Origin of the sequence: Psychrobacillus sp. FSL H8-0483, assembly GCF_038637725.1 — a bacterium.
Classification (GTDB): Bacteria; Bacillota; Bacilli; order Bacillales_A; family Planococcaceae; genus Psychrobacillus.
Genome location: NZ_CP152052.1, coordinates 541,902 through 568,254 on the forward strand (window position 1 = coordinate 541,902; position 26,353 = coordinate 568,254).

Here is a 26,353-nt window from a genome sequence, read left to right on the forward strand (position 1 = left end):
GTTTAAGTATGAGTTGTCATGTACTATACTTAATGATGTAGTGAGGTGATGAAGATGGCGCGCGAACGAAAATTTACAGATGAGCGTCTATTTCAAGTGACGAAACAACTGATTATTAGTGAGGGGTATGAAGCATTCACTTTTAGTAAATTAGCAGCTATCTTACAAGTATCCAGAGGCAGTATATATAAGTATTATGAAAATAGAGATGAACTAATATCTGAGTTTCTTATGTTTGAGATGAATCGTTTTCTAACTGATTTTAATAGTCTTGAGAAAATAGGCGATTTCCAAACGCAATTTAATGTTTTAATAGATTTTATTTTTGAGCATAGTAACATATACGAAGTAGTAGAAATCATCAATCAAATTCCAGGGAATTCAACCAAAAGAGTAGAAAATAACAAATCAAAGCTAAGTGAATATCATGTTGAAATGTATGAGCAGTTCCAAGGATTTATCGAGTTAGGTAGAAAAGAAAAAGTGATAAAAAGTTATTTACCGACTAGTGTAATATTAGGAATGATTTTTCAAATAATTGCAATTCCCAATCATTACGGTATTCCTCAAACGGAATGGGTTACTTCAATAAAAGAAATATTAAGTCATGGAATGTTCGATAAAGAGTAAATGACATAACTGTCACGATTAAACATAATATGAATGACAGTTATCTTTTTTTAATCAAAGTGACAGTTGTGTCACTATATATTTTTAAATGGGGAGTGGAATTTTTGAAGAAAATATTAGGTCGTGTAACAGATGTTGTTACAACTAGAAAAGGCATGTGGCTGACTGTAGGGTTTTGGGTAGTCCTAACAGTATTGCTAACTGTTTTTGCACCAGCGGCAAGTGAACATAAGGTATCGAGTGTTGCTTCTTTACCAGAGGATGCAAAATCCGTTATAGCTCAAAAGAAAACGGATGAGAATTTTAAAGACGCAGAAAGCCTTCCAGGAATTCTCGTTTTGCAATCGAAAGAAGGAGAAATAGATATAGAAGCACTTGGAGTTGCTTTAAATAAAGTAAGTGCTGCAAATATTCAAGGGGTGAAAGAAGTAATCCCATTTAGCAGTATGCCTCCTCAAGCACTAGTTGGATTTTTCTCGGAGGACAAAGAAACGGCAGTTATTCCATTAAGTTTTGTCACATCATTAGAAACGGCAGATTTAGAAATAGCTTTAGATGAAATAAAGAAAATTATGTTAGATGAGACAGGTTCAACCGTTTATATGACTGGACCTGCCGGAATTGCAGTAGATACTACAAACTTATTTGAACGTGCGGACATTGTTTTATTATTATCTACAGTCGGTATTATTTTAATTTTATTAATCCTAATCTATCGTTCTCCATTATTAGCACTAATTCCACTATTAGCAGCTGGGATTGTATATCAAGTTGTGAACCAGTTACTAGGGATTATGGGTGCTAATGGATTAGATTTAGCAAGTCAATCATTATCTATTATGTCCATTTTGTTATTTGCTGCGACGATTGATTACTCTCTTTTTGTATTCTCTCGCTATCGGGAGGAATTAAAGCATTATGAAAGTAAATTTGATGCCATGAAATGGGCAATGCGTGAAACAGGGATTCCTGTATTTTTTGCCGGTGGTACGGTGCTCGCAGCCATGCTAGTGTTATTCTTTGCGACATTTGGTGACTATAAAAACTTTGCACCAATATTCGGAACGACAATGTTCGTTATTATGTTCGCTTCAGTAACATTCATACCAGCACTCTTTACGCTCTTCGGACGTAAGTCATTTTGGCCTCGTATCCCGAAATTTGGAGTAAAAGAAGTAAAATTGAACTCTTTATGGAGCAAAATTGGTTCATTTGTTGTGAGAAAGCCAATTGTTTCTGCACTTTCTATTTTAGTTATTTTAGTAATTTCTGCGTTAAATATGTCCAACATGAAATACGAGTTTGATACAATGAAATCTTTCCCAAGCGATATGCCTTCACGTGAAGGGTATGAAATCATTGAAGAAAAATTTAAAAAAGGGGATCTTGCCCCAACAACGGTTTTATTTGAATCCGAAAGTGAAATTAACGAGGAAGCCCAGGCTAGTTTATTAGGGCAGCTAGCCAAGCAAGACTTAGTTAGCTCTGTTCGTCCAACGGGAGTTTCCGAAGATGGCAGTGCTGTTCAGTACCAATTAACTTTTGAAGAAAGTCCTTATTCAACCGAATCAATGGACGCTTTAGAGAAAATGATTGAAGAAGCCGACAAAATAGTAAAAGAGAGCGATGTAGAAGGGGAGCTTTACTTTGCTGGGGAAACAGCCGTTCAAGTAGATGATCGATCCGTAAACGATCGTGATTTACTTGTCATTGTATTGCTGGAAACAATTCTTATTTTTATCTTGCTGATTGTGCTCACAAAATCGATTAAAATGCCAATTTATATGATGGGAACGATCTTATTATCTTTCTTAGCAGCACTAGGTCTTGGGATGTTCTTATCAAACCTATTCTTTGACATTGATACAATTAGTAACCGAGTTCCACTTTACTCATTTGTGTTCCTAGTAGCACTCGGAATAGATTACAATATCATTTTGATCTCAAGATTCTTGGAAGAACGCGAAAAACATTCCGTAAAAGAAGCAGTAAAAATAGCAGTTTCTCATACAGGAGGCGTGATTTCTTCCGCAGGTATTTTACTTGCAGCCACTTTCGCAGTTTTAATGACGCAACCAATTCAATTACTGTTTGTATTTGGGTTCATCGTGGCAGTTGGAATTATCTTGGATACGTTCTTAATCCGCGGTATTTTACTACCATCGCTCATTGTCTTGTTTGAAAAAGATAAAAAATAAAAAAACGCTTGGTCATTAGACATATTCTAATAACCAAGCGTTTTTATTACAGGGATGTTACTGGTGCCTGGCACCAGTAACATCCCTGCAATATTTTTAGAAGTGGATATGCTTAGGACGAATTGTTCAGACTACATAGTACGGAATTTGCGGGTAGTTATTTATTTTCACTTAGACTCATCGTATGGACTTCTATAAGCTCTGAGATAGTAACAAATCTATACCCTTGCTTTTGAAGCTCTGGAAGAATCTCCTCAAGTGCTTGTACTGTTTGTGTTCGATCACCACCTGCATCATGGAATAGAACAATATCTCCTGGATTTGCTCCAGATAATACTTTAGATACAATTTTTTTTACTCCAGGAGTTTTCCAGTCTTCTGTATCCTGATGCCACGACCACATAATTACTTTATATCCATTATCAATAGCTGTATTAATAATGCGATCATTATAGCTACCACCTACAGGACGATAAAATATTGGATAAGTACCGGTTATATCATGAATAATTTCATTCGTCTTTTTTAATTCTTCTTCAAGCTTACCTGGGGTGATCTTTAAAGGATGTGTATACGTGTGGTTTGCTATTTCATGACCATCATGTGCCATTTGATAAATTAGATCTTGGTACTTTTCTGCACGCTCGCCAATAACAAAGAAGGTTGCTTTTGCATCATATTGTTCAAGTAAATCTAAAATTTGCGTGGTATATGTGATGTGGGGTCCATCATCAAAGGTGAGTGCAATGACTTTTTCATCTGTTTTAATACCCCAAAGGACATAACCTTTCTTTTCATAATAGGGTCTCCCTTTGTCCATTGCTGAGGATGCATAAGCAATACAAAAAATGAAAATAATTAATATCAAAACTTTAATTACTAAAGTCTTCATAAAAAAAACCACCTAGCCTTACTAATTTGGCAGAAGCTTGTTTTAGAGCTATTTTACCTTTCAAATTATTATTCACCGAAGCGTATGGAATTATACTGATGCTTTTATTACGAGATTTCCTTCTCCAACTTTACGCCATATTTCAGGGAACGATATAGGGTGAGTTGTAAAATCCAATATAGAATAATAGGTGAGTTAATTTCAGAAATAGTACTTTGTCATAAAATACATTTATTACTTTGTTGATTGAAGCGACAGGTGGCGACTACATGGCTTAGCGGACCCCGTAGCGGCTTGTTGGAGCAAATCATGCATTCGCCACATCCATGTGGCAACGGATTCGTGACCAACAACCTGTTGCCCCGAGGAGGCCTGGCAGTTCGTCCGCGGAAAGCGAGCGGATTTTCGTCTATAACTACATTATCGTTTAACATAGTCTAATAGAAAATTAGATAGACATCCCAAAGTATAAGTTTGACAACAATAAAAATTAGTTTTATAATATCTTTAATTCAAGATAATTAAATTCAAGGTAAATTCACTACAAGGAGTTGCTAGGGTGAGTCAAAATTTATCATTAAAATTATTTGTAGTACTGACTAAATCATCAAAAGCAATTCAAGAACGCATGAAAAAAGATATTAATAACTATGGTATGTACAATTCTGAATTTGCAGTGTTAGAAGCTTTGTATAGTAAAGGAAAACAAACGGTTCGACAGATATCAGATGCGGTGCTTATTAATTCAGGATCCATCACCTATGTAATGGATAAATTAGAAGCAAAGGGTTTATTGGAACGAACGGATTGCATAGAAGACCGTCGAGTTGTTTATATCCAAATGACGGAAGAAGGAAAACAATTTATGGAGGAAACTTTTCCAAAGCATCAACAGGTAATTGAAAATGTCTTTCAAGATATTACAGATGATGAAAAGAAAGTATTAATAGAACTGTTAAAAAGAGTAGGAAAGAAGGAGTAAGTTTTGACAGAATTTCAAGAATTAATAAAAGAGCGACGTTCGGCATCTAATTTTTTGAAAGATAAACCAATTTCACAGAAAGAATTTAGTGAGATATTTGAAATGGTGAAGCTTACCCCATCTGCATTTAACCTTCAGCATACTAAGTATATAGTAGTGACAGACCCTGAAGTAAAGGAACAGCTAAGAGCAGCTGCAAATGGGCAATATAAAGTACATTCCGCTTCGGCAGTTATTTTAGTTTTAGGTGATAAATTTGCTTATAAAAACTCAGCTGCTATTAATGAAGGATTACTGATGCTAGGTATCGTCACCAAGCAAGAATATGATTTGATGGTAGAAGATACAGTTTCTTTATATGAAACAAGAGGAGAAAATTTTCAAAGAGACGAGGCCATTCGAAATGCATCTCTTTCCGCAATGATGTTCATACTTGTAGCGAAAGAAAAAGGTTGGGACACTTGTCCAATGATTGGTTTTGACCCAGATAAAGTAAAGAAAGTATTAAAGATAAGTGATCAATATGAAATTGCACTCATGATTACCATGGGTAAAGAAAGAGTAGAAAGCAGAAAGCCTAGAGGTTACCGTAAACCAGTCAGTGAATTTGTATCATACGTATAAGGAGAGGAAGTACATGAAAAAAACAGCAGGAATACATCATATTACAGCGATTGTTGGCCATCCACAGGAAAACGTCGATTTTTACGCGGGAATTTTAGGTTTAAGATTAGTGAAGAAAACAATTAACTTCGATGATCCAGGAACCTACCATCTCTATTTTGGAGATCAAGGTGGTAAGCCAGGTACAATCATTACATTCTTTCCATGGGCTGAAGCATATCAAGGGAAAATCGGTGACGGTCAAGTTGGCGTGACTTCGTATGTTGTGCCAGTTGGTGCAATGTCATTTTGGGAAAAACGATTAGAGAGACTAGGAGTTAATTTTAATAAAGAAACTCGATTTGGTGAAACATATTTAACTTTTGAAGATACGCATGGACTACGATTAGAAATAGTGGAAAGAGAAGAAGGCGACCAAAACAATACGACATTCGGTGACATTACTCCAAAGGTTGCGATTAAAGGCTTCGGAGGGGCTACACTATTTTCCGCACAACCAGCTAAAACAGCGGAATTATTAGAAGAAGTAATGGGATTAGAAAAAATTGGTGAAGAAGGTGACTTAATCCGATTTAAATCATATGGGGATATCGGAAACGTCATTGATGTGAAAACAACTTCAAGTGGAAAAGGACAAATAGGTGTAGGAATGGTCCACCATATTGCATGGAGAGCAGAGGATGACGCTGATCAGTTGGAATGGCAACAATTCGTAGGACAAAATGGATATGGTGTAACACCTGTAAAGGATCGAAATTACTTTAATGCAATCTACTTTAGAGAGCACGGAGAAATCTTATTTGAAATTGCAACGGATCCACCAGGATTTGCACATGATGAGTCACTTGAAACAATGGGTGAGAACTTAATGTTACCACCTCAATATGAGCAGTACCGTGAACGATTAAATGATTCACTTATTCCGATTAAAGTAAGAAACTTTGACTAACTAAAGGAGGAATACCTTTGCTTTCAATAGATCCGAAGAATAATACAGAACGAGAAAATTATAAATTGCTAACTGGGAATATAATACCTAGGCCAATTGCATTTGTGACAAGTGTTGCAGAAGACGGAACGATAAATGGCGCTCCTTTTAGTTATTTTAATATTGTGTCGTCCAACCCTCCGATGATTTCACTCGCAATTCAGCGGAAGAATGGCGAACGAAAGGATACAACACGAAATATTTTAGGAAAACGTGAATTTGTTATCCACATTGTGGATGAAGAGAATGTGGAAAAGATTAATATTACGGCAGCACCACTGCCTTCTAATGAAAGTGAGATAGAACTAGCGGAACTTACACCTATTCCAAGTGAAGGTATTTCTGTGCCAGGTATTAAAGAAGCGAAAGTACGATTCGAATGTAAACTAGAGCAAATTTTAGAATTGGGTGAAGGAGATTCAGTTGGAACGGATCTTATTATCGGGAAAATAGTTCGTTATCATATAGATGAGTCTATTTATGAAGAAGGAAGAATTAATCACGACTCCTTAAAGGCAGTAAGTCGCCTAGCAGGTTCTAATTATGCAAAAATAGGTGAAATATTTGCTATTGAAAGACCAGAATAGGTTTAGAGAATGCACGATCATTTTAGCCAGCCGTATTTAATCAAAGACCAAGAGCTTTCTTTCCACAACTAGTATCGGGATTGCTATGTATCCAGTTGACGGAGAAAGTTCAAAAGTATTAATGCTAAAAGCAAATAATGCGCTCTATAAAGCGAAAGAACAGCGTAATCATGTCGAATTTCATAGCAATTGAAAATCCCTAGTTGGCCGAATTTGTATTTATTTGGTCCACTAGGGTTTTTTAATTTCTCAAGGTTTTTATTGAAATCAATGTAATTATATCGCATTATACGATATAATATAGTCGGTAAAGGAGAGTGCAAAATGATGGAACAAATAACTAAATTAAATCATTATTGGACGGATATTTATTTTTATTTACATTATCCACATGAGGATAAAATCTCGCATCAAGCAGTACGCATACTTCAGCTAATAGAAAAACAACCACAAGTTGGAGTGAATGAAGTGGCATCTTTTTTACATATATCTCCTAACACTGCATCCGAGCATGTGAAGAGATTGTTGGAGAAGAAGTATATCATCAAAGATAAGAATGCAGAAGATCAAAGGAAAGTGATTATATGTTTGACCGAACTAGGAAAAAACATATTACATCGAAATACCAGTTTAGATGAAGATAAATTGCAAACTGTGCTAGAGAAGTTATCTGATTCTGAAAAGGTCATGATAGAAAAGGCTTTAGAAATATTAAGTGAGGGAGCGAAGAAATGTATGTATTAATCAAGGTAATGATATCCGCTATCATAATTGGAATTGTGACGGAAGTTTCAAGACGATTTCCTTCGTATGGTGGGGTGATTGCTGCACTTCCTTTAGTTAGCTTGTTAAGTATCATTTGGTTATATGTGCAGGGTGAACAAACTGCAACGTTAAGTAAGTTTGCTTTAGGAGTACTGTGGGGGATTCCTGCTACAGCTGCAATGTTACTAATTTTTTATGTAGCTTTACAAAATTCAATGCATCTCTTTGTGTCAATTGCTTTGGGATTTTGTGGATGGTTACTATTTTTATTTTTGCAAGATTTGACAGTTACATATGTAAGAAAAATATTTTAAAGTACAAGGAAAGAAACGATTGTACATATTTGCTAAAAGTCCTTAAAAACGGCTAATGGAAAGGATTATTCTAAACTATTGTTTCGTTTTTTAGAATATTTTGATATAATTTTGTGAAACGGACGTAAGAAGCATCAAACTTGAAAGAAGTGTTAGTTTGACTTTATTTTTTACTTATTTAGTAGCAGGTTTAATAATTGCAATGCCTATAGGTGCAATGACTGTTGAGATGACCAAGCAAGGGCTAAAGAATGGTTTTATGCATGGATGGGCGGTAGGATTAGGAGGTATGACAATTGATTTTTTCCTCATTATCGCTTTGTACTTGGGACTTGCTTCGGTTTTGTCGTTACCCATTATTCAAATCCCTATGTGGATTATAGGGGCCTTCTTCCTTGTGTTTCTAGGATATGATTCGATCAAAAATGCAGATCATGATATTACATTAGCGGGAGAAAAACCAAACAAATCGTTTTTCAGCAGCTATCGAAATGGTCTACTTGTAGCCATTTCTCCAGGAAATCTGGTGTTTTGGATATCTGTTTTTGGAGCTGTTTTATCTGATTCATTTGATACAACACAACCAGAGAAATTTTTAGTAGTTGGAGCGGGAATTTTAGCTGGTATCTTACTGCATGATATTGGCTTGTTAGCAATTGTTGCAACCACTAGAAAAGTAATGAGTCGTACTATGATTAAATGGATTTCCACTGTTGCTGGCCTTATCTTGTTTGGGTTTGCAGGGTATTTTGTATTTGAATTTGTAGTAGACTTAATAGAAATATTTTAACTTTAAGCAAAGGCGTAATTGATTATATATTGGACTGGTGAAATATAACCAGTCCTTTATTCATTTCGCAGGCCATTTGAAAGCTTATCTAATCGTTCCTAGTCTAATACAATTAACTTTTTCTGTTCTATTAAAAGTATTTTGGCATCTGAGAGTTTTTGTATGATGCGTTTTAAATGCCGAGGAGTTGTACGGACAAGGGATGTAATCTCGTAACTAACGTTCGTCTGTATCTCTTTTCCAAAATCATTTTGCTTGTACGCCCTTGAATGTAAGTCCTTTGTCCGTTTCATAAAATTCGACGCTATCTAATCCACCAAGGAAATCGAAGTGCCACCATTTACGACGAAATTCGCCATCAGTAACAGATAGAAGGCGCTGTTAGAGTTAAATTCTTTGTCATGTTAAATTCCAACTTTCTGTTTTTGTTCTGTAGCTGCTTGAAGTGCTTGCTCGAAATCTGCGATTAAATCATCTACATGTTCTACACCGACAGAGAATCGAAGAAGCCCATCTGTAATTCCTCGTTTTTCCCGTTCTTCCTGTGGCATTGCAGCATGGGACATTGTTGCAGGGTAAGAAAGAATAGATTCCACGCCCCCAAGGCTTACAGCGAATACTGGGATTTGTACATGGTCAACAAATGCTTTAGTTGTAGCTTTATCTGGTAGACGGAAGGAAAGCACTGCTCCAGAACTTGAAGATTGTTTTGCATGGATTTCATTTCCTGGATGAGTAGGTAATCCAGGATAAAAAACTTCTTCTACTAAAGGATGATTAACTAAATAGTCTACCATTTTCTTAGCAGATTCCGTTGATTTCTCGAAACGAACACTAGTTGTTTTAATGCCTTGAATTAAAGAATACGAATCCTGTGCTCCCAAAATAGCACCGAAAGAGTTTTGGATAAATGCTAATCTTTTGCCTAACGCTTCATCATTGGTAACAGCAAGTCCGGCAATAATATCACTATGACCGGATAGAAATTTTGTAGCACTATGTAATACTATATCTACGCCAAAATCTAACGGCCGTTGGTAGAGCGGTGTCATAAATGTGTTGTCTAGAAATGTAAGACAATCATGTGCTTTTGCTAAATCAACCATACTAGAAATATCCGTAATCCCTAAGCGTGGGTTAGATGGGGTTTCTACATATATTAATTTTGTATTGGATCTAATTGCGTGTTTAACATCTTCTAAATTGGATAAATCCACAAATGTATGCTCAATACCGAAACGAGGCAATACTTCCGTGACAAATCGGAAAGTACCACCATATACATCTTCCGTGATGACGATATGATCTCCAGCTGATAACAACATAAAAGCAGAGGAGATAGCTGCAAGACCAGAAGCAAAGGCAAATCCTCTTGTACCACCTTCCAGTTCCGCAATTGTTTTTTCTAATGCATCTCTAGTAGGATTCCCGGATCGGCTATAGTCATAAGGACCAAAACTGTCGAAATTTTCTTGATGAAAAGTAGACGATAAGTAAATCGGTACATTCACTGCACCAGTTTTTTGTTCAAAATCTCCTCGTGTCGAAGCGGTTATTAGGCTAGTTTCTAAATGTTTATTAGGGCCCTTCATTATATTTTCACTTCACTTTCTAGAGCTGTGAAAACTTGTTTCAAATCTGCGATTAAATCTTCTGCTTCCTCTACGCCAACCGAGAAGCGTAAAAGACTATTATCCACACCACGTGCATTACGTTCTTCTTCTGGAATCTCCGCGTGCGTTTGAGTAGCTGGATATGTGATGAAGCTTTCAACTCCACCAAGACTTTCGGCGAAGACGATTAATTGAAGTCCTTCTAGGAATTGCCCAACCCACTCACTTTTTTGTAAGCGGAAGGAAAGCATACCGCCTTTTCCGGGATAAAGAACATCTTTAACTACTGATTCATTTTGTAGGAATTTTACAATTTTTTTTGCATTTGCGTCATGTTGTTTCATTCGTAAGTGAAGTGTCTTTAACCCACGAATTAATAACCATGAATCAAATGGAGAAAGAACCGCACCAGCAGCGTTATGATTCGCTTGTAATTTTTCGCTTAGTTCCAAACCTTTTGTCACAACAAGGCCAGCAAGCACGTCGTTGTGTCCACCAATATATTTCGTACCACTATGCATGACGATATGTGCACCTAGTTCAATAGGGCGTTGTAAGTAGGGGGTTAAAAATGTGTTATCCACAATGAGTAATAATTGCTGCTGCTTAGCTAATTTTGCATATTGAAGAATATCAATTTCCTGCATTAAGGGATTTGTAGGTGATTCAATAAAAATTGCTTTTGTATTTTTAGTAAGTAACGATTCCACTTCTTCTACGGATTCGAACTTTGCATATGTAGTATGAATATTGTAGGAATTTGCGTACTGATTAAACAAACGATACGTCCCGCCATAAAGGTCTTCTGGAGCGATTAATTCATCTCCAGAACGGAAGAGAGATAATACTAATTGAATGGCTGCCATACCGGAACTACAGGCGAAACCAGCATCTCCACCTTCCAGTTTTGCAATTCCTTCTTCTAAAATTGCTCGAGTAGGGTTTTTAGTACGTGTATAGTCATAGCCTGTAGACTGACCAAGTCCGTTATGTTTATATGCGGTGGATAAATAAATCGGTGGATTAACTGCACCAGTCTTTGCATCACTGTGGTTACCTAATTGAACTAACTGTGTTTCTATACTCTTTTTAGTCAATGCTATTCATCCTCTACTATTAAAATAAGAAATCGTAAGTGCCTATTACTGCTATGAGGCGACTACCCAGCCAGTGTAGCTACATTCTACAGAAACGAGTAACCACACGAGTATTAGGAGGGCACTGAAAAACTCATATTTGATGTAACGATGCTGTGTACTATAGGATTAAGCACGGCGGCGTGAGATTCCTGTGGGAAAGCGAACAGAGCTGTGCTAAATCCAATTAGCGGATATTTATTAGGAATTTTATTAGAACACCACTTTTTCAGTGCTCTCATTAATAGGTGCTGGGGTCTGGATAGTTACTAGGTAGAAAAGCTATACTTTCGGACCAACAAAAAGAGGATTCTCTAATAAGAAGAGAATCCCCAATAATATACTGAAGTTAGTCCTCTTATCTTCAAGACGGTTACCGTCTATTGGAATTAGCACCACACCTTATTGGCTGGTTGCTGAGACATCTTTGGGCCAATCCCTCCGTCTCTCTAGATAAGAAATAAATATTAAATTTTCTAAATGTTAATTTAAATCAGTTTACCATGGTAAATATCCAAATACAAGTTGAAAATTTAAGACTTCATCTCAGATGAATAAGAGAAACCATTGCTTTCCAATTTTCTTTTTCCCTGCTTTCTTCTTGTTACCTTGGTAGTAATTAAGATTTCATCTGGAATTAGTATACCTATTAGTAGGAAAAATAATGCTTATCCAATTATCTTAAAGTAGGCATATGTCCGTTACTTGAATTCCCCCAAGACATATAGATACATGGATAATACAAAAAAGGGGGTTAAAAGTAAATGAATAAAGAGATGTTGCATTCTCTAGTTAATTCCACGATTAAAGTAGATAGAGGTGGTCCAGAATCCCGTGTCGGTAAGCTACTTGCAGCAGCAGAAGATCATATTACAGTGCTTACTGCGGAGGACGGGGTTATTTATTATTATACACATCACATTAAGAGTTTAACGATTAATGCAAAAAATGAGGTACAACTTGATCTTCAAGTTCCTGAGGATTTTGTGTTCATTCAAGCTAAAGACTATAGGAGTGTATTAAAAGGTTTACAATACAAATGGGTAAAAATTAATCGTGGTGGCCCAGAAACACTAGAGGGAATTATGGATGAAGTACATGACGATTTTATAACAATTGTTTCTAACGAAGAAGTTATTAGGATTTCTATGTTTCATATGCGTAACATCAGTTACGGGGTAAAAATTGAGAAATCCAAAGATGATGAAAATGCAAATAAAAATGATGAAAAAGCAAAAAAACAAGAGGGAAATAAAAAATAAGAGCGAAAAAATAGATTTTTACTCATTCGTCGTTTCTGCTAGTCAGAATCGGCGAATTCTAAACATAATAATTTCGAATTTCTTGGCCTATTATGCTTAAATGGGCTTTTATCCCTACCTAGTTATCCCTTGATACATATAGATACTAGAATAATAAAAAAGGCGGTAGGGATATTATGGATAACGATATGATGCTATTCTTCGTTAATGAAATAGTTAAAGTAGATAGGGGAGGTCCAGAATCCCGTGTCGGTAAGCTACTTGCAGTAGAAAAGGATTACATTACGTTGCTTACTAAAGAGGATGGAATTGTCTATTATAATAGACACCACATCAAGAGTTTAACGCATAACACTAAAAATTTAGTAAAACTCGATATGGAGTTAGAGGATTTTGAGTTTATACAGGCTAAGGATTTTGCGAGTGTTTTAGAATGCTTAAGATATCGATGGGTAAAAATTAACCGCGGTGGACCTGAAATGCTAGAGGGTATAATGGATGAGGTTAATGAACATTTTGTAACCATTATATCGAACGAAGAAGTAGTTCGATTTTCGATGTTCCATATGCGTAACGTCAGTCATAAAGCAATAGTTGGAAACCAGAAGCAACATGAAAAAGAAATTTCCAAGAATCAAACAAATAAGAACGAAAAAGGAATAGAAGAAAAGACAAGTAATGATGAAAAAGTAAATATAGAAGAAAAGGTAAATAAGGACGTAAAAATGAATCACGAGGAAATAATAAGTGGAGAAGAAAAACCGAATCACGAGGAAATAATAAGTAAAGAAGAAAAACCGAATCATGAGAAAAAAATAAATAAGTTGAGGGAAAAACTTAAGAAGCAATAAATGAAAATGAATAGCTAAAAGATGCGTTCGTCGCTTCTGCAGGTCAGAGCCGACGAATATTCTATGAAGGAGGCACTACCAAATTGCAAGCTCAAAACTTGGAAAAAGTATTAGACGCCCTTAAAGGTATGAAAATTACCTTGTTTCTTAGTGAAAATCAATTGGTAGAAGGGATCTTGTTAAATTTTAAACAAGATCATATTATTTTTGAAGTAGGTAAAGACGTATATTATATAGCACTCAAACATATTCAGGCTATTTCAAAGAACGCTAAAGACTATCATATTTATTCTAAAGTAGTTCCTTATCTGGACAGTAACTACTTCACAAATATATTAAAAGAAATGAAATACAACTGGGTCAACATTAATAGTTTAAGTAATCGCGCATTAATAGGGGTGCTAACCAAAATATCCAAGGATTGTATTGTCTTAATAAATGATAAGGAAGTAACCTTTGTAAAAAAATCAAATATATCTAGTATTTATAAAGTGATCAAACAGGAAGATACTGATCAAGAAGTAGACGAAAATCAAGAAAATCAGCAGGAGCCAATTGTTGATACACCAATAGAAGTAACGAATGAAATAGAAGTGGACAAAAAGGTTGAAGTAACCTTTACGGAACAAATCTCTAAAAAAGTAAAAGAAGACGGAAATTTACCGGTTGATGAAGAGGTAATAATTGAAGAACACTACGAAGCCTTACAACTGGATGAACAAGTTTTACCTAGTGAAAATGAAGAACTTTTACTTGAAGTGAGCATGAAACAGGAAGTTGCTATTCAAGAGAAAGAAAATCATCAAGAGAAGTCAATTGTTGATACACATATAGAAGTAACTAATGAAAAAGAAATGACAAAAGAGGATGTAGTTCCTCTTAGAGAGCAAATCTCTGGAAAATTAAAGGAAAACGAAGATTTAGAAGGTAATACAGGCCATACTTGCAAGGATCAATTTATCCCTAGTAGTTCCAACGACAATCACCCCCCAAAAAAATTCCTTCCAAACACATTTAATAGACACCTACATGGAAATAAAAATCAAAAAAAATCCGTTAAAGTAAATCAATTTCTATTGCATGACAGAAATACTATTGAGATGAAACAACGTTTTTGTAAACATCTCATGCATAAAAAAAATACAACTAGTAAATTGGGGAAAGAGGAGAAAAATACATGTATTAAGGAAAAAACTGAGCCCATTAAATTAATTACACCTAAAATCCCAGTTAGAAAATTAAGTCCAATGGAAGAAAATGAAATGTTAGAGCAGCAGTATTATTCTTTAATGAATCATGCAGCCAGAATGTATGATCATTCACAAAGAACAAACAAAAACAAGGTTGGGAAAGTCCAAACGAATGTCTCTAGTACTAATCCAAACAATGAGCTTGCCAATAAACGCCATATAAATGTAATACAAGTATATTTACAAGAAGAGACAATGATAGAGAAGCAGTACTATGCTTTAATGAAATATACATTTAAGAAGTACCAAGAATTAAGAGCTGAAAGAAAAGTGAAAAGATCTTGATGCGAACAATTACAGTAATTCGTTGAAAGCATCTGTAAATAAACGAAGCACTCCAAATGACTAATGGTGAGGCAATAGATTAGATTACTGGTACTTCCCCAATTAGTTACAGGGATAATTGGAGGCTTTAGCTATTAGTAATTTGGATAATAATTTAAAAGGAGAGGTAACCTTGAATAATATTATTCAAAGTCTTATAAAGGAAGTTGTTCGGGTAGAGGTTTCAGGGAAGAAACTAATTAATGGTACGGTTATTGACTCTGGTAGCGACGTAATTGTTCTATTTAACGGGATTAATTATGTGTATATTCCAGTAGACCATATACAACGTTTTGGAGTTTATGATGATAATGAAGAAGATATACAGGCTCCTTCAGAGTCTCCAAACATTACGGCATTAGAAAATGAAAAAGAGTTAACTTTTAGAGAGGTTCTTACACAAGCGCAAGGAATTTATGTTGAGATCTATGTAACAGATGGCCAGCCTCTTCACGGCTATATTATGAGTCTTATGAATGATTACTTTATATTCTATTCTCCTATTTATAAAACGATGTATATTTCTATAAAGCATCTAAAATGGCTTATTCCTTATTCTCAAAATGAAAGCCCATACGGCATGAACAACCAAACTAACTTGGTACAATCGAATGGACAGTTATTAGCAAACACCTTTAAAGAACAAGTTGAAAAGTTTCAAAATTCAATCGTCGTGCTTAATATTGGCGGAGATAAAAGTCATATCGGGAAAATAAATAATGTAGAAGAACAAATAGTTGAGATTAAAGGAGCAAGAACAAATTCTTATTATCTAAATCTGGATCATATTAAAACTTTACACGAAGTGTAAACAAATTTGATAAAATTCCGCTCAGGATGCGATGGTTTTAGCGTGAACTGACAGTTCATCTAAGTTTAGCTATAGTTTATAAGAAGTGACCTACCATTTTGGCTGACGAGAAAATATCGACAGCCTATTTCCTTTGATTTGATTGACTAGCCCCAAATGAAAAAGAATGTTCGATTAGTTTGTCCATTTTATCCGATTAAAGAAAATAATACATAAAATGATTATTCATTCAGAAGCAAATGGGGCTGTCCAATAAGCCCATAAATTGAAGCAGGTGTAGAAAAACGAGTCTTTTTCTACACCTGTTTTTTGTATACTTTTTATTAAACTACTATTTTGTAGGCAATTGATTGTAGTGGAAGACGGCGACTCCAGCGGGAATAGCAGATGTTTTCTGCACCGAAAGCGTCCGTCTGGAAAGGAAATCAATACATTGGAAAAGGGACCATCTCTCAGTCACTATATGTTTTAGGGACAGCCGCTTTTTTGTCGTTTGCAAAATGTAAAATGCAGGTGAAATATTTATATTTATTCATAGCTAAGGACAGACATCTCGTTTCTTTACGATTTAAGCGAATATACATACAAGTAAACGGACAAACGATTATAAAGAGAGGAAATGGTATATGTATGAGTTTACAGATTGGAATCGCCAGTTTGGTATTCCTAACGACTATGCTAATTATATTTTGGAGGCCTAGAGGACTGAACGAAGCATGGCCTGCGGCAATTGGAGCAGTGATTATTTTACTAGCAGGGATTGTATCAAGAGCAGACATTATGGACATCATCAGTAAAATTGGTGGGGCCTCTATAACGATTATGGCAACGATTGTCATGGCTGTAATATTAGAGAGTTTCGGATTTTTTAACTGGGCAGCTGCGAGGCTTGCAAATTTAGCGAAGGGTTCAGGCTATCGTCTTTATTGGTATATCCAGTTGCTATGTTTTTTAATGACTCTATTATTTAATAACGATGGGAGTATTTTAATAACTACCCCAATATTAATTCTGCTACTTAAAAACCTGCGACTAAAACCTCATCAACAAATTCCTTATTTGTTAAGTGGCGCACTAATTGCCACTGCTTCCAGTGCCCCAATTGGTGTAAGTAATATCGTTAACTTGATCGCACTAAATATCGTTCATATGTCCCTTTGGATGCATACAGCAATGATGTTTGTCCCCGCTACATTAGGTTTGTTGTTTATGTCTTACTTGATGTATATCGTAGTAAAGAAAAAACTGCCAAAAACATTGCCGGATTCAGCTATTGATATAGAAGAATCCTTTTTCACGCAAAATTTTCACCCTTTAAAAACGAAGATTTCTATAGAATCAAAACAGAAACGAACTAAATTTATGTTAAAGGTATTGCTGTTTGTCTTTATCATGCGTTGTCTACTTTTCGTTGCATCTTATATCAATGTCCCAATTGAAATCGTTGCAGTTCTTGGGTCAGTGGTCCTACTTTTATGGAGATGGTACCATTTACGTACTAACCCAGTGGATATTTTGAAAAAGACGCCTTGGCACATTCTTATTTTTGCCTTCTCTATGTATGTGATTATATATGGCTTGAATAATGTGGGACTTACGGCCTTGCTGGTACAATGGTTTGAACCAATCGTAAATCAAGGTTTATTCCAAGCTAGTTTTATCATGGGGGGATTAGTATCAGTACTTTCTAACCTCTTTAATAATCACCCAGCACTAATGATTGGAACAATCACTTTAACCGAAATGGGGTTAGATCCAATCACATTGAAGACCATCTACCTTGCCAATATTATTGGTAGTGATATGGGTTCATTGCTGTTACCTATTGGGACCCTTGCTTCACTTATTTGGATGCATATTCTAAGGAAAAGTAAGATAAAAATCACGTGGAAAGATTATTTAAGTGTAACGTTGATTGTCATACCAATAGCAACAATTGTAACGTTGACATTGTTATACTTTTGGGTGCAAATGGTATTTACCTAATAAACCACCTATTTACAAGATCCAAAATTGAGTGTATGGTTCCTTAATATTCCTTCGAAAAAGAATTATTTAAATACATGGGTAATGACGCAAGTTAAGAAGATTACTGTGTGAAGTTCACTTTATTAATTTAATGGGAATAATTAGTGTAGCAGGGAATCTTAAGGGTAAAATATTTCCTGCTATTATCTATTAGGAAAACTAATTCTTTTCCGGTTCAAGTTTATTAACGAAAAAAGAACCCATTTTAAAAACGTCTTATATCCTACTTGAAGAAACTAAAAAGATAGGATATTAAAGATGTAATTAAGATGGATCCATATGGTAATCATTACTTTAGAATATATTATTAAAAATTATCAACTTATATAGTTTCAACACTTCTGCATCTATTAGAATAGGGGCAAAGACCAGGGGGGATCCATATGTACGTCAGCTAAGTTCCTATGCCAACGTCCATAGAGCATATCTGTACAAGTTTATAAAAATTATATAATGTATCTTTCATTTGAAAATATTTAATCGCATTGCTACCTACATATATACTCAAATTTTTAGAAAAGCAAAAGGAGCAGTCATGTAAACCATTTCTTTTTGTTTTGACTCTGTAAAAAAATAGTAAGAAAGGATTTTCTGTGTATTCTTATTTCCTGATTGTTCTTTGTATGTATATGATTATTTAATTGGAAATGATACAACATAATTCGTTCTTCTATTAAATGTTTTATGTCTGCGTGAGGAAAAGCCTTTCCAACAACTTTATTAATATAAAAGGCATGTATAGAAAGACTGTACATGCCTTTTTAGTAAGAGCTTGTTCTTACCAATTAGTATATGAAGGGAAGGATCTAGACTATAAACAAACCGCGGAATAAGGATAAATATAAAAAAAGAGGATGTGAGTCATCCTCTTTCAAAATAAAAATATTATTTCCCACCTAAAAGGTCAAATAGTCCACCAGCAATACTACCTTCTCCAGGAGATCCTCCGCCTATAGTTTGTGGGGCAGCTGCGAACACACGACTTGCTAAACGGCTAAATGGTAGCGATTGAATCCATACAGTACCTGGTCCACGAAGAGTTGCGAAGAATAACCCTTCCCCTCCAAATAATGCTGTTTTCACTCCTTTTACCATTTCGATATTGTAGTCTACATCTGAAGTCATCGCTACTAAACATCCAGTGTCCACTCGTAAAACCTCACCGGGTTGTAACTCTTTTTTATGAATAGTTCCACCTGCATGAACAAAAGCAAGGCCGTCTCCTTCAAGCTTTTGCATAATAAACCCTTCTCCACCAAAAAATCCAGTGCCTAACTTACGTTGAAATTCAATTCCAACTGAAACACCTTTAGCAGCCGCTAAAAATGCATCTTTTTGACAAATAATTTTTCCGCGATATTCGCTTAGATCCATAGGAATTATTTTGCCTGGATATGGAGATGCAAAATAAACATGCTTCTTCCCGTTACCAGTATTTGTAAACGTAGTCATGAATAAACTTTCCCCTGTTATCATACGTTTACCTGCACCCATTAATTTTCCCATTATGCCGCTACCGCCAGATTTGGAGCCATCACCAAAAATAGTTTCCATATCAATACCGTCTTCCATCATCATTAAGCTTCCTGCTTCAGCAACTACGGTTTCTTGTGGATCTAGTTCAATTTCTACAAATTGCATATCGTCTCCGTATAATTTGTAATCTATTTCATGATTGTTCATTTTTACTTTCCTCCTAAATGTTTAATTAACTATTAATACGAAAAGCGAAGTGAAAAGTTTCACATATAAATTTGTAAGATTTTAAAGGAATTCAAGCGCATGTATAGAATGTATTATTATGACGGAATTTTCAAACAAATGGAAAAGAGGTTAGAAAATGAATTTAACTAATTTTATTGATGGAAAGTGGCAAAACGACGAAGAGGCAACATACACAGGTGTTTATAATCCAGCGAACGGAGAACAGTTAGCAGAAGTTAGAATGTCCACAAAAGAGGATGTGGATCTAGCGGTTGCAGCAGCTGTTAAAGCACAAAAAAAATGGGCGTTAGTTCCAGCTCCTAAGCGAGCGGATTATTTATATGAAATTGGCAGACTAATGAGAGAGAAGAAGGAACATCTTGCACAAGTTCTTACAAAAGAAATGGGAAAGGTCATTGAAGAAGGTCGTGGAGAGGTGCAAGAAGGGATAGATATGGCATTTTACATGGCAGGAGAGGGACGACGACTGTTCGGTGAAACGACTCCTTCTGAGCTTGCAGATAAATTTGCAATGAGTGTTCGCGCACCGATAGGAGTAGTTGGACTCATTACTCCATGGAATTTCCCAGTGGCGATTGCTACATGGAAATCGTTTCCGGCAATCGTAGCAGGAAATGCATTTATTTGGAAACCAGCAACTGAAACGCCAATGATGGCATTTGAAATGGCGAAGATTTTTGAGGAGGCTGGGCTACCGGCAGGTGTTGCAAATATTGTATTTGGTTCCGGATCAGAAGTAGGTACTGCCATGATAGAGCACCCAGAAGTGAAAGTTATTTCATTTACAGGTTCGACCGAAACAGGTAGTAAAGTAGCAGAGCTCGGAGGAAAACATTTAAAGAAAGTGTCACTTGAAATGGGTGGGAAAAACGCAGTTATTGTAATGGATGATGCAGACTTACCTCTTGCAGTGGAAGGTATATTGTGGAGCGCATTTGGGACAGCAGGTCAGCGCTGTACGGCATGTAGTCGTGTCATTGTGCATAAAGATGTAAAGAAGGATTTAGAAGAAATGCTTCTTGCACAAATGGAGAAGCTCACGATTGGAGACGGGTTAGATGAATCGGTTAAAATCGGACCTGTTATTAATAAACAAGCATTAGAAAAGATTCACTCCTACACACTGATTGGAAAAGAAGAAGGAGCCAAACTTCTAACTGGTGGAAATATATTAGAAGAGGGGGATTTAGCAAACGGAAATTATTATGCACCCACTCTATTCACGGATGTCACACCACAGATGAGAATTGCACAAGAAGAAATATTTGGTCCAGTTGTATCTCTAATTGAAGTAGGTTCTCTAGAAGAAGCAATTGAAGTTAATAACGGAGTGAAATTTGGACTTTCTAGTTCGATTTTTTCGCGAGATGTAAATAAGATCTTCCGAGCACAGCGGGACCTAGATACTGGTATTGTCTATGTGAATGCTGGTACTACAGGAGCTGAAATCCACTTGCCATTTGGAGGAACAAAAGGAACGGGGAATGGACACCGAGATTCAGGAGTAGCAGCGCTCGATGTATATACAGAGTGGAAAAGTATTTACGTAGACTTTAGCGGGAAATTACAACGTGCACAAATAGATACAAAATAATAGGGGGGATACCAACATGAAAGTAGCAGTATTAGGTGCAGGATTAATGGGGAAAGAAGCAGCTCGAGATTTAATATTAAGTCCTAATGTAGAAAAGGTTTTATTATGCGATTTAGATGTTGGACAAGCAAATATGTTTAAAGAAAAAATGCAAAATGCAAAGATTGAAGTTTTAAGATTAGATGCAAATGATGATGAAAATATACTTCAGATAATGAGAAAAGTGGATGTTGTGATTAATGCATTATTTTATTCCTTCAATGAAAAGGTTGCGCGTCTAGCGGTAGAGGCTGGGGTGCATTCCATTGATCTAGGGGGCCATATTGGTGGCGCGACAGATGCAGTTCTCGCACTTAATGATAAGGCGAAAGAAAGAGGAATTACACTTATTCCAGATTTAGGAGTAGCACCTGGAATGATTAATATTTTAGCGGGTTACGGTGCAAGTAAGCTGGACGAACTAACAAGCATTCGTTTATTCGTTGGTGGAATTCCAATAGAGCCTGAAGGAGTATTCAAATACAATATCGTTTTTTCGCTAGAAGGGGTGTTTGATCATTATACAGATCCTTCCCATGTCATCCGAAATGGTCAGTTACAAGAAGTGGAGTCACTGACGGAAGTAGAACCTATCTACTTTGACAATTACGGAGAGTTAGAGGCTTTTCATACAGCTGGAGGTACGTCTACACTATCTAAATCATTTTCACATGTTGAAACACTCGAATACAAAACAATACGCTATAAAGGGCATGCGGATAAATTTAAATTGCTCGTGGATTTAGGTTTAACGAATAAAAACAAAGTTGTTAAGGCAGAAGGAATATTTGTAAAAGTACGAGACGTATTAAAAGAGGTACTTACTCCACAATTGTTACTTGGTGATAAAGAAGATGCAGTTCTGCTTCGAGTAATCGTGGCAGGGAAAAAGGATGGAGCAAGCACCACATATACGTATGAATTGGCAACAAAAAAAGATCCATTTTCTGGAGTTACAGCGATGGCTCGAGCAACAGCTAATACTATTTCAGTAGTTGCACAAATGATTGGAAATGGTGTTATTAGTAGTCGTGGTGTTTTTGCTCCTGAGCTCATCGTCCCTGGAGATCTATATATTAAAGAAATGGCTGCAAGAGGAGTTTTAATAAAAGAAAGTATTAAAATAAAAGAGAATGATGAATTAAAAGAAATTGATATAAAAGAAAGTATTGAAATAAAAGAGAGTGATGAAATAAAAGAAAGTATTGAAATAAGTGAAAGTGATGAACAAAAAGAAATTGAAGAAATAAAAGAAATTGAAAAAATAAAAGAAACTGTAGCAAGAGGTGAGTAAAGATGAATTTTGAATTCTCAGAGGAACAAGTGCTTCTCCGCAAAACAGTTCGGCAGTTTGTAGATAATGAAATTATCCCAAATATTGCTGAATGGGAGCAACAAGGAGCATTTGATCCAGCGATATGGAAACAACTAGCGGATCTTGGATTAATGGGAGTTTGCGTGCCAGAGAAGTATGGCGGAAGTGGCATGGACTACAATTCACTTGCCATTGTATGCGAAGAATTAGAACGGGGAGATACTGCTTTTCGAACGGCAGTTTCCGTTCATACTGGACTAAATTCGATGACATTAATGCAGTGGGCCACAGAAGAGCAGAAGCAAAAATATTTAATTTCTCAAGCAAAAGGAGAAAAAATTGGAGCTTTTGGATTAACCGAACCAGGGGCGGGATCAGACGTTGCTGCGATGTCCACAACAGCAGTACTCGATGACGAAGACTATGTTATTAATGGACAAAAAACATGGATATCTTTATGTGACGCTGCTGATCACTTTATTGTTTTTGCTTATACTGATAAGTCCAAGAAGCATCATGGAATCAGTGCTTTTATCGTGGAGCGGACGTTTGAGGGCTTCTCTTCTAAAGCAATTAAAGGTAAATACGGTATTAAATCAGGAAATACAGGCGAGATATTCTTTGAAAATATGCGAGTACCTAAAGAAAATCTTCTTGGAAAAGAAGGAGATGGCTTTAAAATCGCTATGTCTGCACTAGATAATGGACGGTTTACGGTAGCAGCAGGAGCAGCAGGTCTTTCGCTAGCATGCTTAGAAGCAAGCGTAAAATATTGCCATGAACGAGAAACGTTTGGTAAAGAAATTGGCAAACATCAGTTAGTGCAGCAAATGATTGCGAAAATGGAAGCAGGTCTTCAAATGAGTCGCTTACTCGTTTATCGTGTAGGTGAATTAAAAAATAAAGGCGTTCGCAATACACGAGAAACATCACTTGCGAAGTGGCAAGCATGTGATTTTGCAAACAAAGCTGCAGATGATGCAGTCCAAATTCATGGTGCCTATGGCTATTCAGATGATTATCCAGTGGCAAGATATTTGCGAAATTCTAAAGCACCAGTTATATATGAAGGAACGCGAGAAATTCATACGATTATGCAAGCCGAATATGTACTTGGCTACCGAGTGGATAAAACGCTCTCTCATATGTTACCTAAATGGCCATTTGAAGAGTAATTGAAAAAGGTTTTCTTGAGTAAAGACTCGGGAAAACCTTTTTTATTTGTAAAATGAGCTTTTTTTATTCATGTGAATTTTTTAGCTGTTTCCTGTTAAGATATCAGATCTCTAGTATTGCTAAATAGTTTGTACATATTTTTTCTAATTTTATATAATACCTAGTGAAACCTATTGGATAATTTTGAGTCTAATGGTATAACAATGTAATAGAGAGGGTGTTTTAAATGAAAAAGTGGATTATTTCAATTATTGCGTTATGTCTACTAATTGCGGTGGGTATGTTTTATTCTACGAAACAATCGGTAAATGCGCATAACGTAGTATTGTCTAACCAAGTATTTAATGCAACATTTTCTTCAGCAATAAGTAATGCTGACTGGGAAAAAGGAGATATATATGTAAAGAATCAGCAAGGAAAGAAAATTGATGTAGATTACGAACTATCTGACAATGGAAAGTACATCGAAATTCCGGGATTAAGCGAAGGAACGTATACAATGTTTATGAAAAAAAAGTATGGAATGGGAAAAACGAGAGTTCAATTCAATGTATTTGAAGACATTCAACCAGTGAATTCCAGAGCAGAGTTAACTGCTTATTTTGATTTAGTAAAAAAGGTACAAGGAAATGGGAAGGAAGATTTAGTAACTACAGAAACGGAAGAATCATCCGTTTTAAGTGTAGAAGCTAAAGACTCCTCCAGTTCTCGAGGTGGGGATTATTCTACTACAAATAATCAGGTTGAAGGGGTAGATGAGGCCGATATGGTCAAAACAAACGGTTCTCATATATTCTCTATAAGTGAAAATAATGTGGTAATCGTAAATGTGAAAGATTCAGTAAACATGAAAGAAGAAGCAAAAATTAGATTTACAAATGATTTTTATCCTAATCAACTATTATTATCGGATAAAACATTAATGGTTATTGGTCAAAAAAATAATATACCTCTTGTAATAGAAGAGGATAATACAGAAGAAACGGAATCAAAAAGTACAAAAGAAATGAAGAAAATAGACCAACCAATAGATTCAATGACGACAGTGTATTTCTATGATATTTCCAATCCAAAACATCCTCAACTACTAAGAGAAATTGCGACAGAGGGGTATATGGTTGGTGCGCGTTTGACGGATAACGTACTCTATTACGTAACATCTGTTTATCCAAGATACTCGATTATGGAAGGAAATGAAGATGTAGAGCTTCGTCCATATACACATGATTCTAGTAGGTATTTGTTACCGAAGCCTCTGAGCTATTCAAATATCTCTATTTTACCGAGTACTTTAGTAGCCAATTATAGTGTCATTACAGCTATTGACGTAGAAAATTTGTTGGAAAATAAAGTGATAACGAAAGCATATTTAGGCGGAAGTGAACAACTATACATGTCACAAGACAACTTATATTTAACTTCTACTTATTATGATTCATCTAACACGAATCAAAATGCCCGGGAAATGATTTGGAATCCAGGTAAAATGGATACAGAAGTATTTAAATTTGCTCTGAATAATACGTCTGTAGAATTCGTAGGATCAAGTCGTTTAAGTGGAACGATACTAAATCAGTTTTCAATGGATGAACATGATGGATATTTCCGAGTAGTAACGACGAAAGGTAACCGATGGGATGAAAATGAGGTTTCAGAAAACAATTTGTTTATATTAGATAAAAAAATGAAACAAGTTGGATCCTTAACAGGTTTAGCGAAAGACGAAAGAATTTATTCCGCGAGATTTATGGGAGATAAAGCATATATGGTGACATTCAAGGAAACAGATCCGCTATTTGTAATTGATGTCGCAACTCCATCAGCACCAAAAGTATTGGGAGAATTAAAAATTCCTGGGTTTAGCAACTATTTACATCCATTAGATGAAACCCACTTAATAGGATTTGGCTATGAAACAAAAGTAGTTCCACAAGAAGGAAGTAAAGAACCACTTATCATGACAGAAGGAATGAAAATATCTTTATTTGATGTAACGGATCTTGCAAACCCGAAAGAATTGGACACAGAAATAATAGGTGAACAAGGAACTTATTCAGCGATTCAACATGATCACCGTGCACTGTTCCAACATCGGGATAAAAATTTATACGGCTTTCCACTTTCGATATATGGGAAAGAAGAAGGGCAAGAATATAATCAATTTAAACAAGATGGTGCATTAATATATGAAATAACACCCGAAAAAGGAATTGTTCTAAAAGGGGATTTATTAAAACCAGAAAATCCAGCTCAGCTTTACGAGGACTGGGAAGAAATGATTCAACGTATACTGTATGTAGAAGACTCTTTATATACAATTGCAATGAAAGAGATTAAAAGGTACAACCTGAACACATATGAAGAAATTGGAAAACTAGCATATTAGATGAGAAAGTGACTGTAAAGGTCACTTTCTTTATTTTGGGGAAATAATAAAATGATAACTTCAAATTGCAAAT

22 protein-coding genes, 1 pseudogene and 1 riboswitch are annotated in these 26,353 nt (G+C 35.7%); of the genes and pseudogenes, 18 read left to right on the forward strand and 5 right to left on the reverse strand.

The genetic code is table 11. From position 1 onward, the window contains the following. Nucleotides 1-54 precede the first annotated feature (54 nt). Both MHB48_RS02605 and MHB48_RS02610 read left to right on the forward strand, forming a co-directional pair. Nucleotides 55-630, forward strand: coding sequence for a TetR/AcrR family transcriptional regulator (locus MHB48_RS02605; protein ID WP_342600016.1), 576 nt, complete (start codon nucleotides 55-57; stop codon nucleotides 628-630). A 155-nt stretch (nucleotides 631-785) separates the two neighbouring features. Then, the gene (locus tag MHB48_RS02610; protein ID WP_342601284.1) at nucleotides 786-2,828 is read left to right on the forward strand and encodes an MMPL family transporter; all 2,043 of its coding nucleotides are present in this window, start codon (nucleotides 786-788) and stop codon (nucleotides 2,826-2,828) included. 157 nt (nucleotides 2,829-2,985) lie between these two features. On the opposite strand, the gene MHB48_RS02615 is transcribed toward MHB48_RS02610, so the two are convergent. After that, nucleotides 2,986-3,720, reverse strand: coding sequence for a polysaccharide deacetylase family protein (locus MHB48_RS02615; RefSeq protein ID WP_342600017.1), 735 nt, complete (start codon nucleotides 3,718-3,720; stop codon nucleotides 2,986-2,988). Nucleotides 3,721-4,279: 559 nt separating this feature from the next. On the opposite strand from MHB48_RS02615, the gene MHB48_RS02620 reads away from it, so the two are divergent. From MHB48_RS02620 to MHB48_RS02650, 7 genes are all read left to right on the forward strand, one after another. Beyond that, nucleotides 4,280-4,702, forward strand: a complete 423-nt coding sequence (locus MHB48_RS02620) for a MarR family transcriptional regulator (protein ID WP_342600018.1) — start codon at nucleotides 4,280-4,282, stop codon at nucleotides 4,700-4,702. A 3-nt stretch (nucleotides 4,703-4,705) separates the two neighbouring features. After that, on the forward strand, nucleotides 4,706-5,326 hold the full coding sequence (locus tag MHB48_RS02625; RefSeq protein WP_342600019.1) for a nitroreductase family protein: 621 nt from the start codon (nucleotides 4,706-4,708) through the stop codon (nucleotides 5,324-5,326). A 13-nt stretch (nucleotides 5,327-5,339) separates the two neighbouring features. Continuing rightward, a complete protein-coding gene (locus MHB48_RS02630) occupies nucleotides 5,340-6,275 on the forward strand; it encodes a ring-cleaving dioxygenase (protein WP_342600020.1) in 936 nt (311 codons plus the stop codon). 17 nt (nucleotides 6,276-6,292) lie between these two features. Next, nucleotides 6,293-6,901 carry a flavin reductase family protein gene (locus MHB48_RS02635; protein ID WP_342600021.1) on the forward strand — a complete coding sequence of 203 codons (609 nt, stop codon included), beginning with the start codon at nucleotides 6,293-6,295 and terminating at the stop codon, nucleotides 6,899-6,901. A 324-nt stretch (nucleotides 6,902-7,225) separates the two neighbouring features. Continuing rightward, a complete protein-coding gene (locus tag MHB48_RS02640; RefSeq protein WP_342600022.1) occupies nucleotides 7,226-7,645 on the forward strand; it encodes a MarR family winged helix-turn-helix transcriptional regulator in 420 nt (139 codons plus the stop codon). Next, a complete protein-coding gene (locus tag MHB48_RS02645; protein ID WP_342600023.1) occupies nucleotides 7,633-7,980 on the forward strand; it encodes a DUF3147 family protein in 348 nt (115 codons plus the stop codon). The genes MHB48_RS02640 and MHB48_RS02645 overlap by 13 nt, the downstream gene beginning before the upstream one ends. 157 nt (nucleotides 7,981-8,137) lie before the next feature. Then, nucleotides 8,138-8,770, forward strand: coding sequence for a LysE family transporter (locus tag MHB48_RS02650; RefSeq protein WP_342600024.1), 633 nt, complete (start codon nucleotides 8,138-8,140; stop codon nucleotides 8,768-8,770). Between the two features lie 249 nt (nucleotides 8,771-9,019). On the opposite strand, the pseudogene MHB48_RS02655 reads toward MHB48_RS02650, so the two are convergent. The 3 genes and pseudogenes from MHB48_RS02655 to MHB48_RS02665 all read right to left on the reverse strand — a co-directional run. Beyond that, a pseudogene (locus MHB48_RS02655) lies at nucleotides 9,020-9,145 on the reverse strand (5-methyltetrahydropteroyltriglutamate--homocysteine methyltransferase); the annotation flags it as partial. Nucleotides 9,146-9,174: 29 nt separating this feature from the next. Then, complete coding sequence (metC, locus tag MHB48_RS02660) at nucleotides 9,175-10,362, reverse strand: cystathionine beta-lyase (protein ID WP_342600025.1); 1,188 nt, start codon at nucleotides 10,360-10,362, stop codon at nucleotides 9,175-9,177. Continuing rightward, nucleotides 10,362-11,480, reverse strand: a complete 1,119-nt coding sequence (locus MHB48_RS02665) for a methionine biosynthesis PLP-dependent protein (protein ID WP_342600026.1) — start codon at nucleotides 11,478-11,480, stop codon at nucleotides 10,362-10,364. The genes metC and MHB48_RS02665 overlap by 1 nt, the downstream gene beginning before the upstream one ends. 394 nt (nucleotides 11,481-11,874) lie before the next feature. Then, nucleotides 11,875-11,979, reverse strand: a riboswitch (SAM riboswitch). A 304-nt stretch (nucleotides 11,980-12,283) separates the two neighbouring features. Between MHB48_RS02665 and MHB48_RS02670 the strand changes: the two genes are divergently transcribed. The 5 genes from MHB48_RS02670 to MHB48_RS02690 all read left to right on the forward strand — a co-directional run bounded on the left by MHB48_RS02670 (nucleotide 12,284) and on the right by MHB48_RS02690 (nucleotide 18,003). Then, nucleotides 12,284-12,781 (forward strand): hypothetical protein, encoded by a 498-nt coding sequence (locus MHB48_RS02670; RefSeq protein WP_342600027.1) that lies wholly within the window; start codon nucleotides 12,284-12,286, stop codon nucleotides 12,779-12,781. Between the two features lie 176 nt (nucleotides 12,782-12,957). After that, nucleotides 12,958-13,632, forward strand: coding sequence for a hypothetical protein (locus MHB48_RS02675; RefSeq protein WP_342600028.1), 675 nt, complete (start codon nucleotides 12,958-12,960; stop codon nucleotides 13,630-13,632). 83 nt (nucleotides 13,633-13,715) lie between these two features. Further along, nucleotides 13,716-15,167, forward strand: coding sequence for a hypothetical protein (locus MHB48_RS02680; RefSeq protein WP_342600029.1), 1,452 nt, complete (start codon nucleotides 13,716-13,718; stop codon nucleotides 15,165-15,167). Between the two features lie 172 nt (nucleotides 15,168-15,339). Further along, a complete protein-coding gene (locus MHB48_RS02685) occupies nucleotides 15,340-16,017 on the forward strand; it encodes a DUF2642 domain-containing protein (protein ID WP_342600030.1) in 678 nt (225 codons plus the stop codon). Between the two features lie 630 nt (nucleotides 16,018-16,647). Further along, entirely contained in the window at nucleotides 16,648-18,003 is a 1,356-nt protein-coding gene (locus MHB48_RS02690; RefSeq protein ID WP_342600031.1) for an arsenic transporter, read from the forward strand. A gap of 927 nt (nucleotides 18,004-18,930) precedes the next feature. Here MHB48_RS02690 and MHB48_RS02695 read toward each other — a convergent pair. Then, a complete protein-coding gene (locus MHB48_RS02695) occupies nucleotides 18,931-19,728 on the reverse strand; it encodes a TIGR00266 family protein (protein WP_342600032.1) in 798 nt (265 codons plus the stop codon). 157 nt (nucleotides 19,729-19,885) lie between these two features. Here MHB48_RS02695 and MHB48_RS02700 point away from each other — a divergent pair, with 157 nt between their 5' ends. The 4 genes from MHB48_RS02700 (at nucleotide 19,886) to MHB48_RS02715 (ending at nucleotide 26,280) form a co-directional block, all read left to right on the forward strand. After that, nucleotides 19,886-21,364 carry an aldehyde dehydrogenase family protein gene (locus MHB48_RS02700; protein WP_342600033.1) on the forward strand — a complete coding sequence of 493 codons (1,479 nt, stop codon included), beginning with the start codon at nucleotides 19,886-19,888 and terminating at the stop codon, nucleotides 21,362-21,364. Nucleotides 21,365-21,380: 16 nt separating this feature from the next. Then, the gene (locus tag MHB48_RS02705; protein ID WP_342600034.1) at nucleotides 21,381-22,697 is read left to right on the forward strand and encodes a saccharopine dehydrogenase C-terminal domain-containing protein; all 1,317 of its coding nucleotides are present in this window, start codon (nucleotides 21,381-21,383) and stop codon (nucleotides 22,695-22,697) included. A gap of 2 nt (nucleotides 22,698-22,699) precedes the next feature. Continuing rightward, nucleotides 22,700-23,893, forward strand: coding sequence for an acyl-CoA dehydrogenase family protein (locus tag MHB48_RS02710; RefSeq protein WP_342600035.1), 1,194 nt, complete (start codon nucleotides 22,700-22,702; stop codon nucleotides 23,891-23,893). A gap of 227 nt (nucleotides 23,894-24,120) precedes the next feature. After that, the gene (locus tag MHB48_RS02715; protein ID WP_342600036.1) at nucleotides 24,121-26,280 is read left to right on the forward strand and encodes a beta-propeller domain-containing protein; all 2,160 of its coding nucleotides are present in this window, start codon (nucleotides 24,121-24,123) and stop codon (nucleotides 26,278-26,280) included. Nucleotides 26,281-26,353 lie beyond the last annotated feature (73 nt).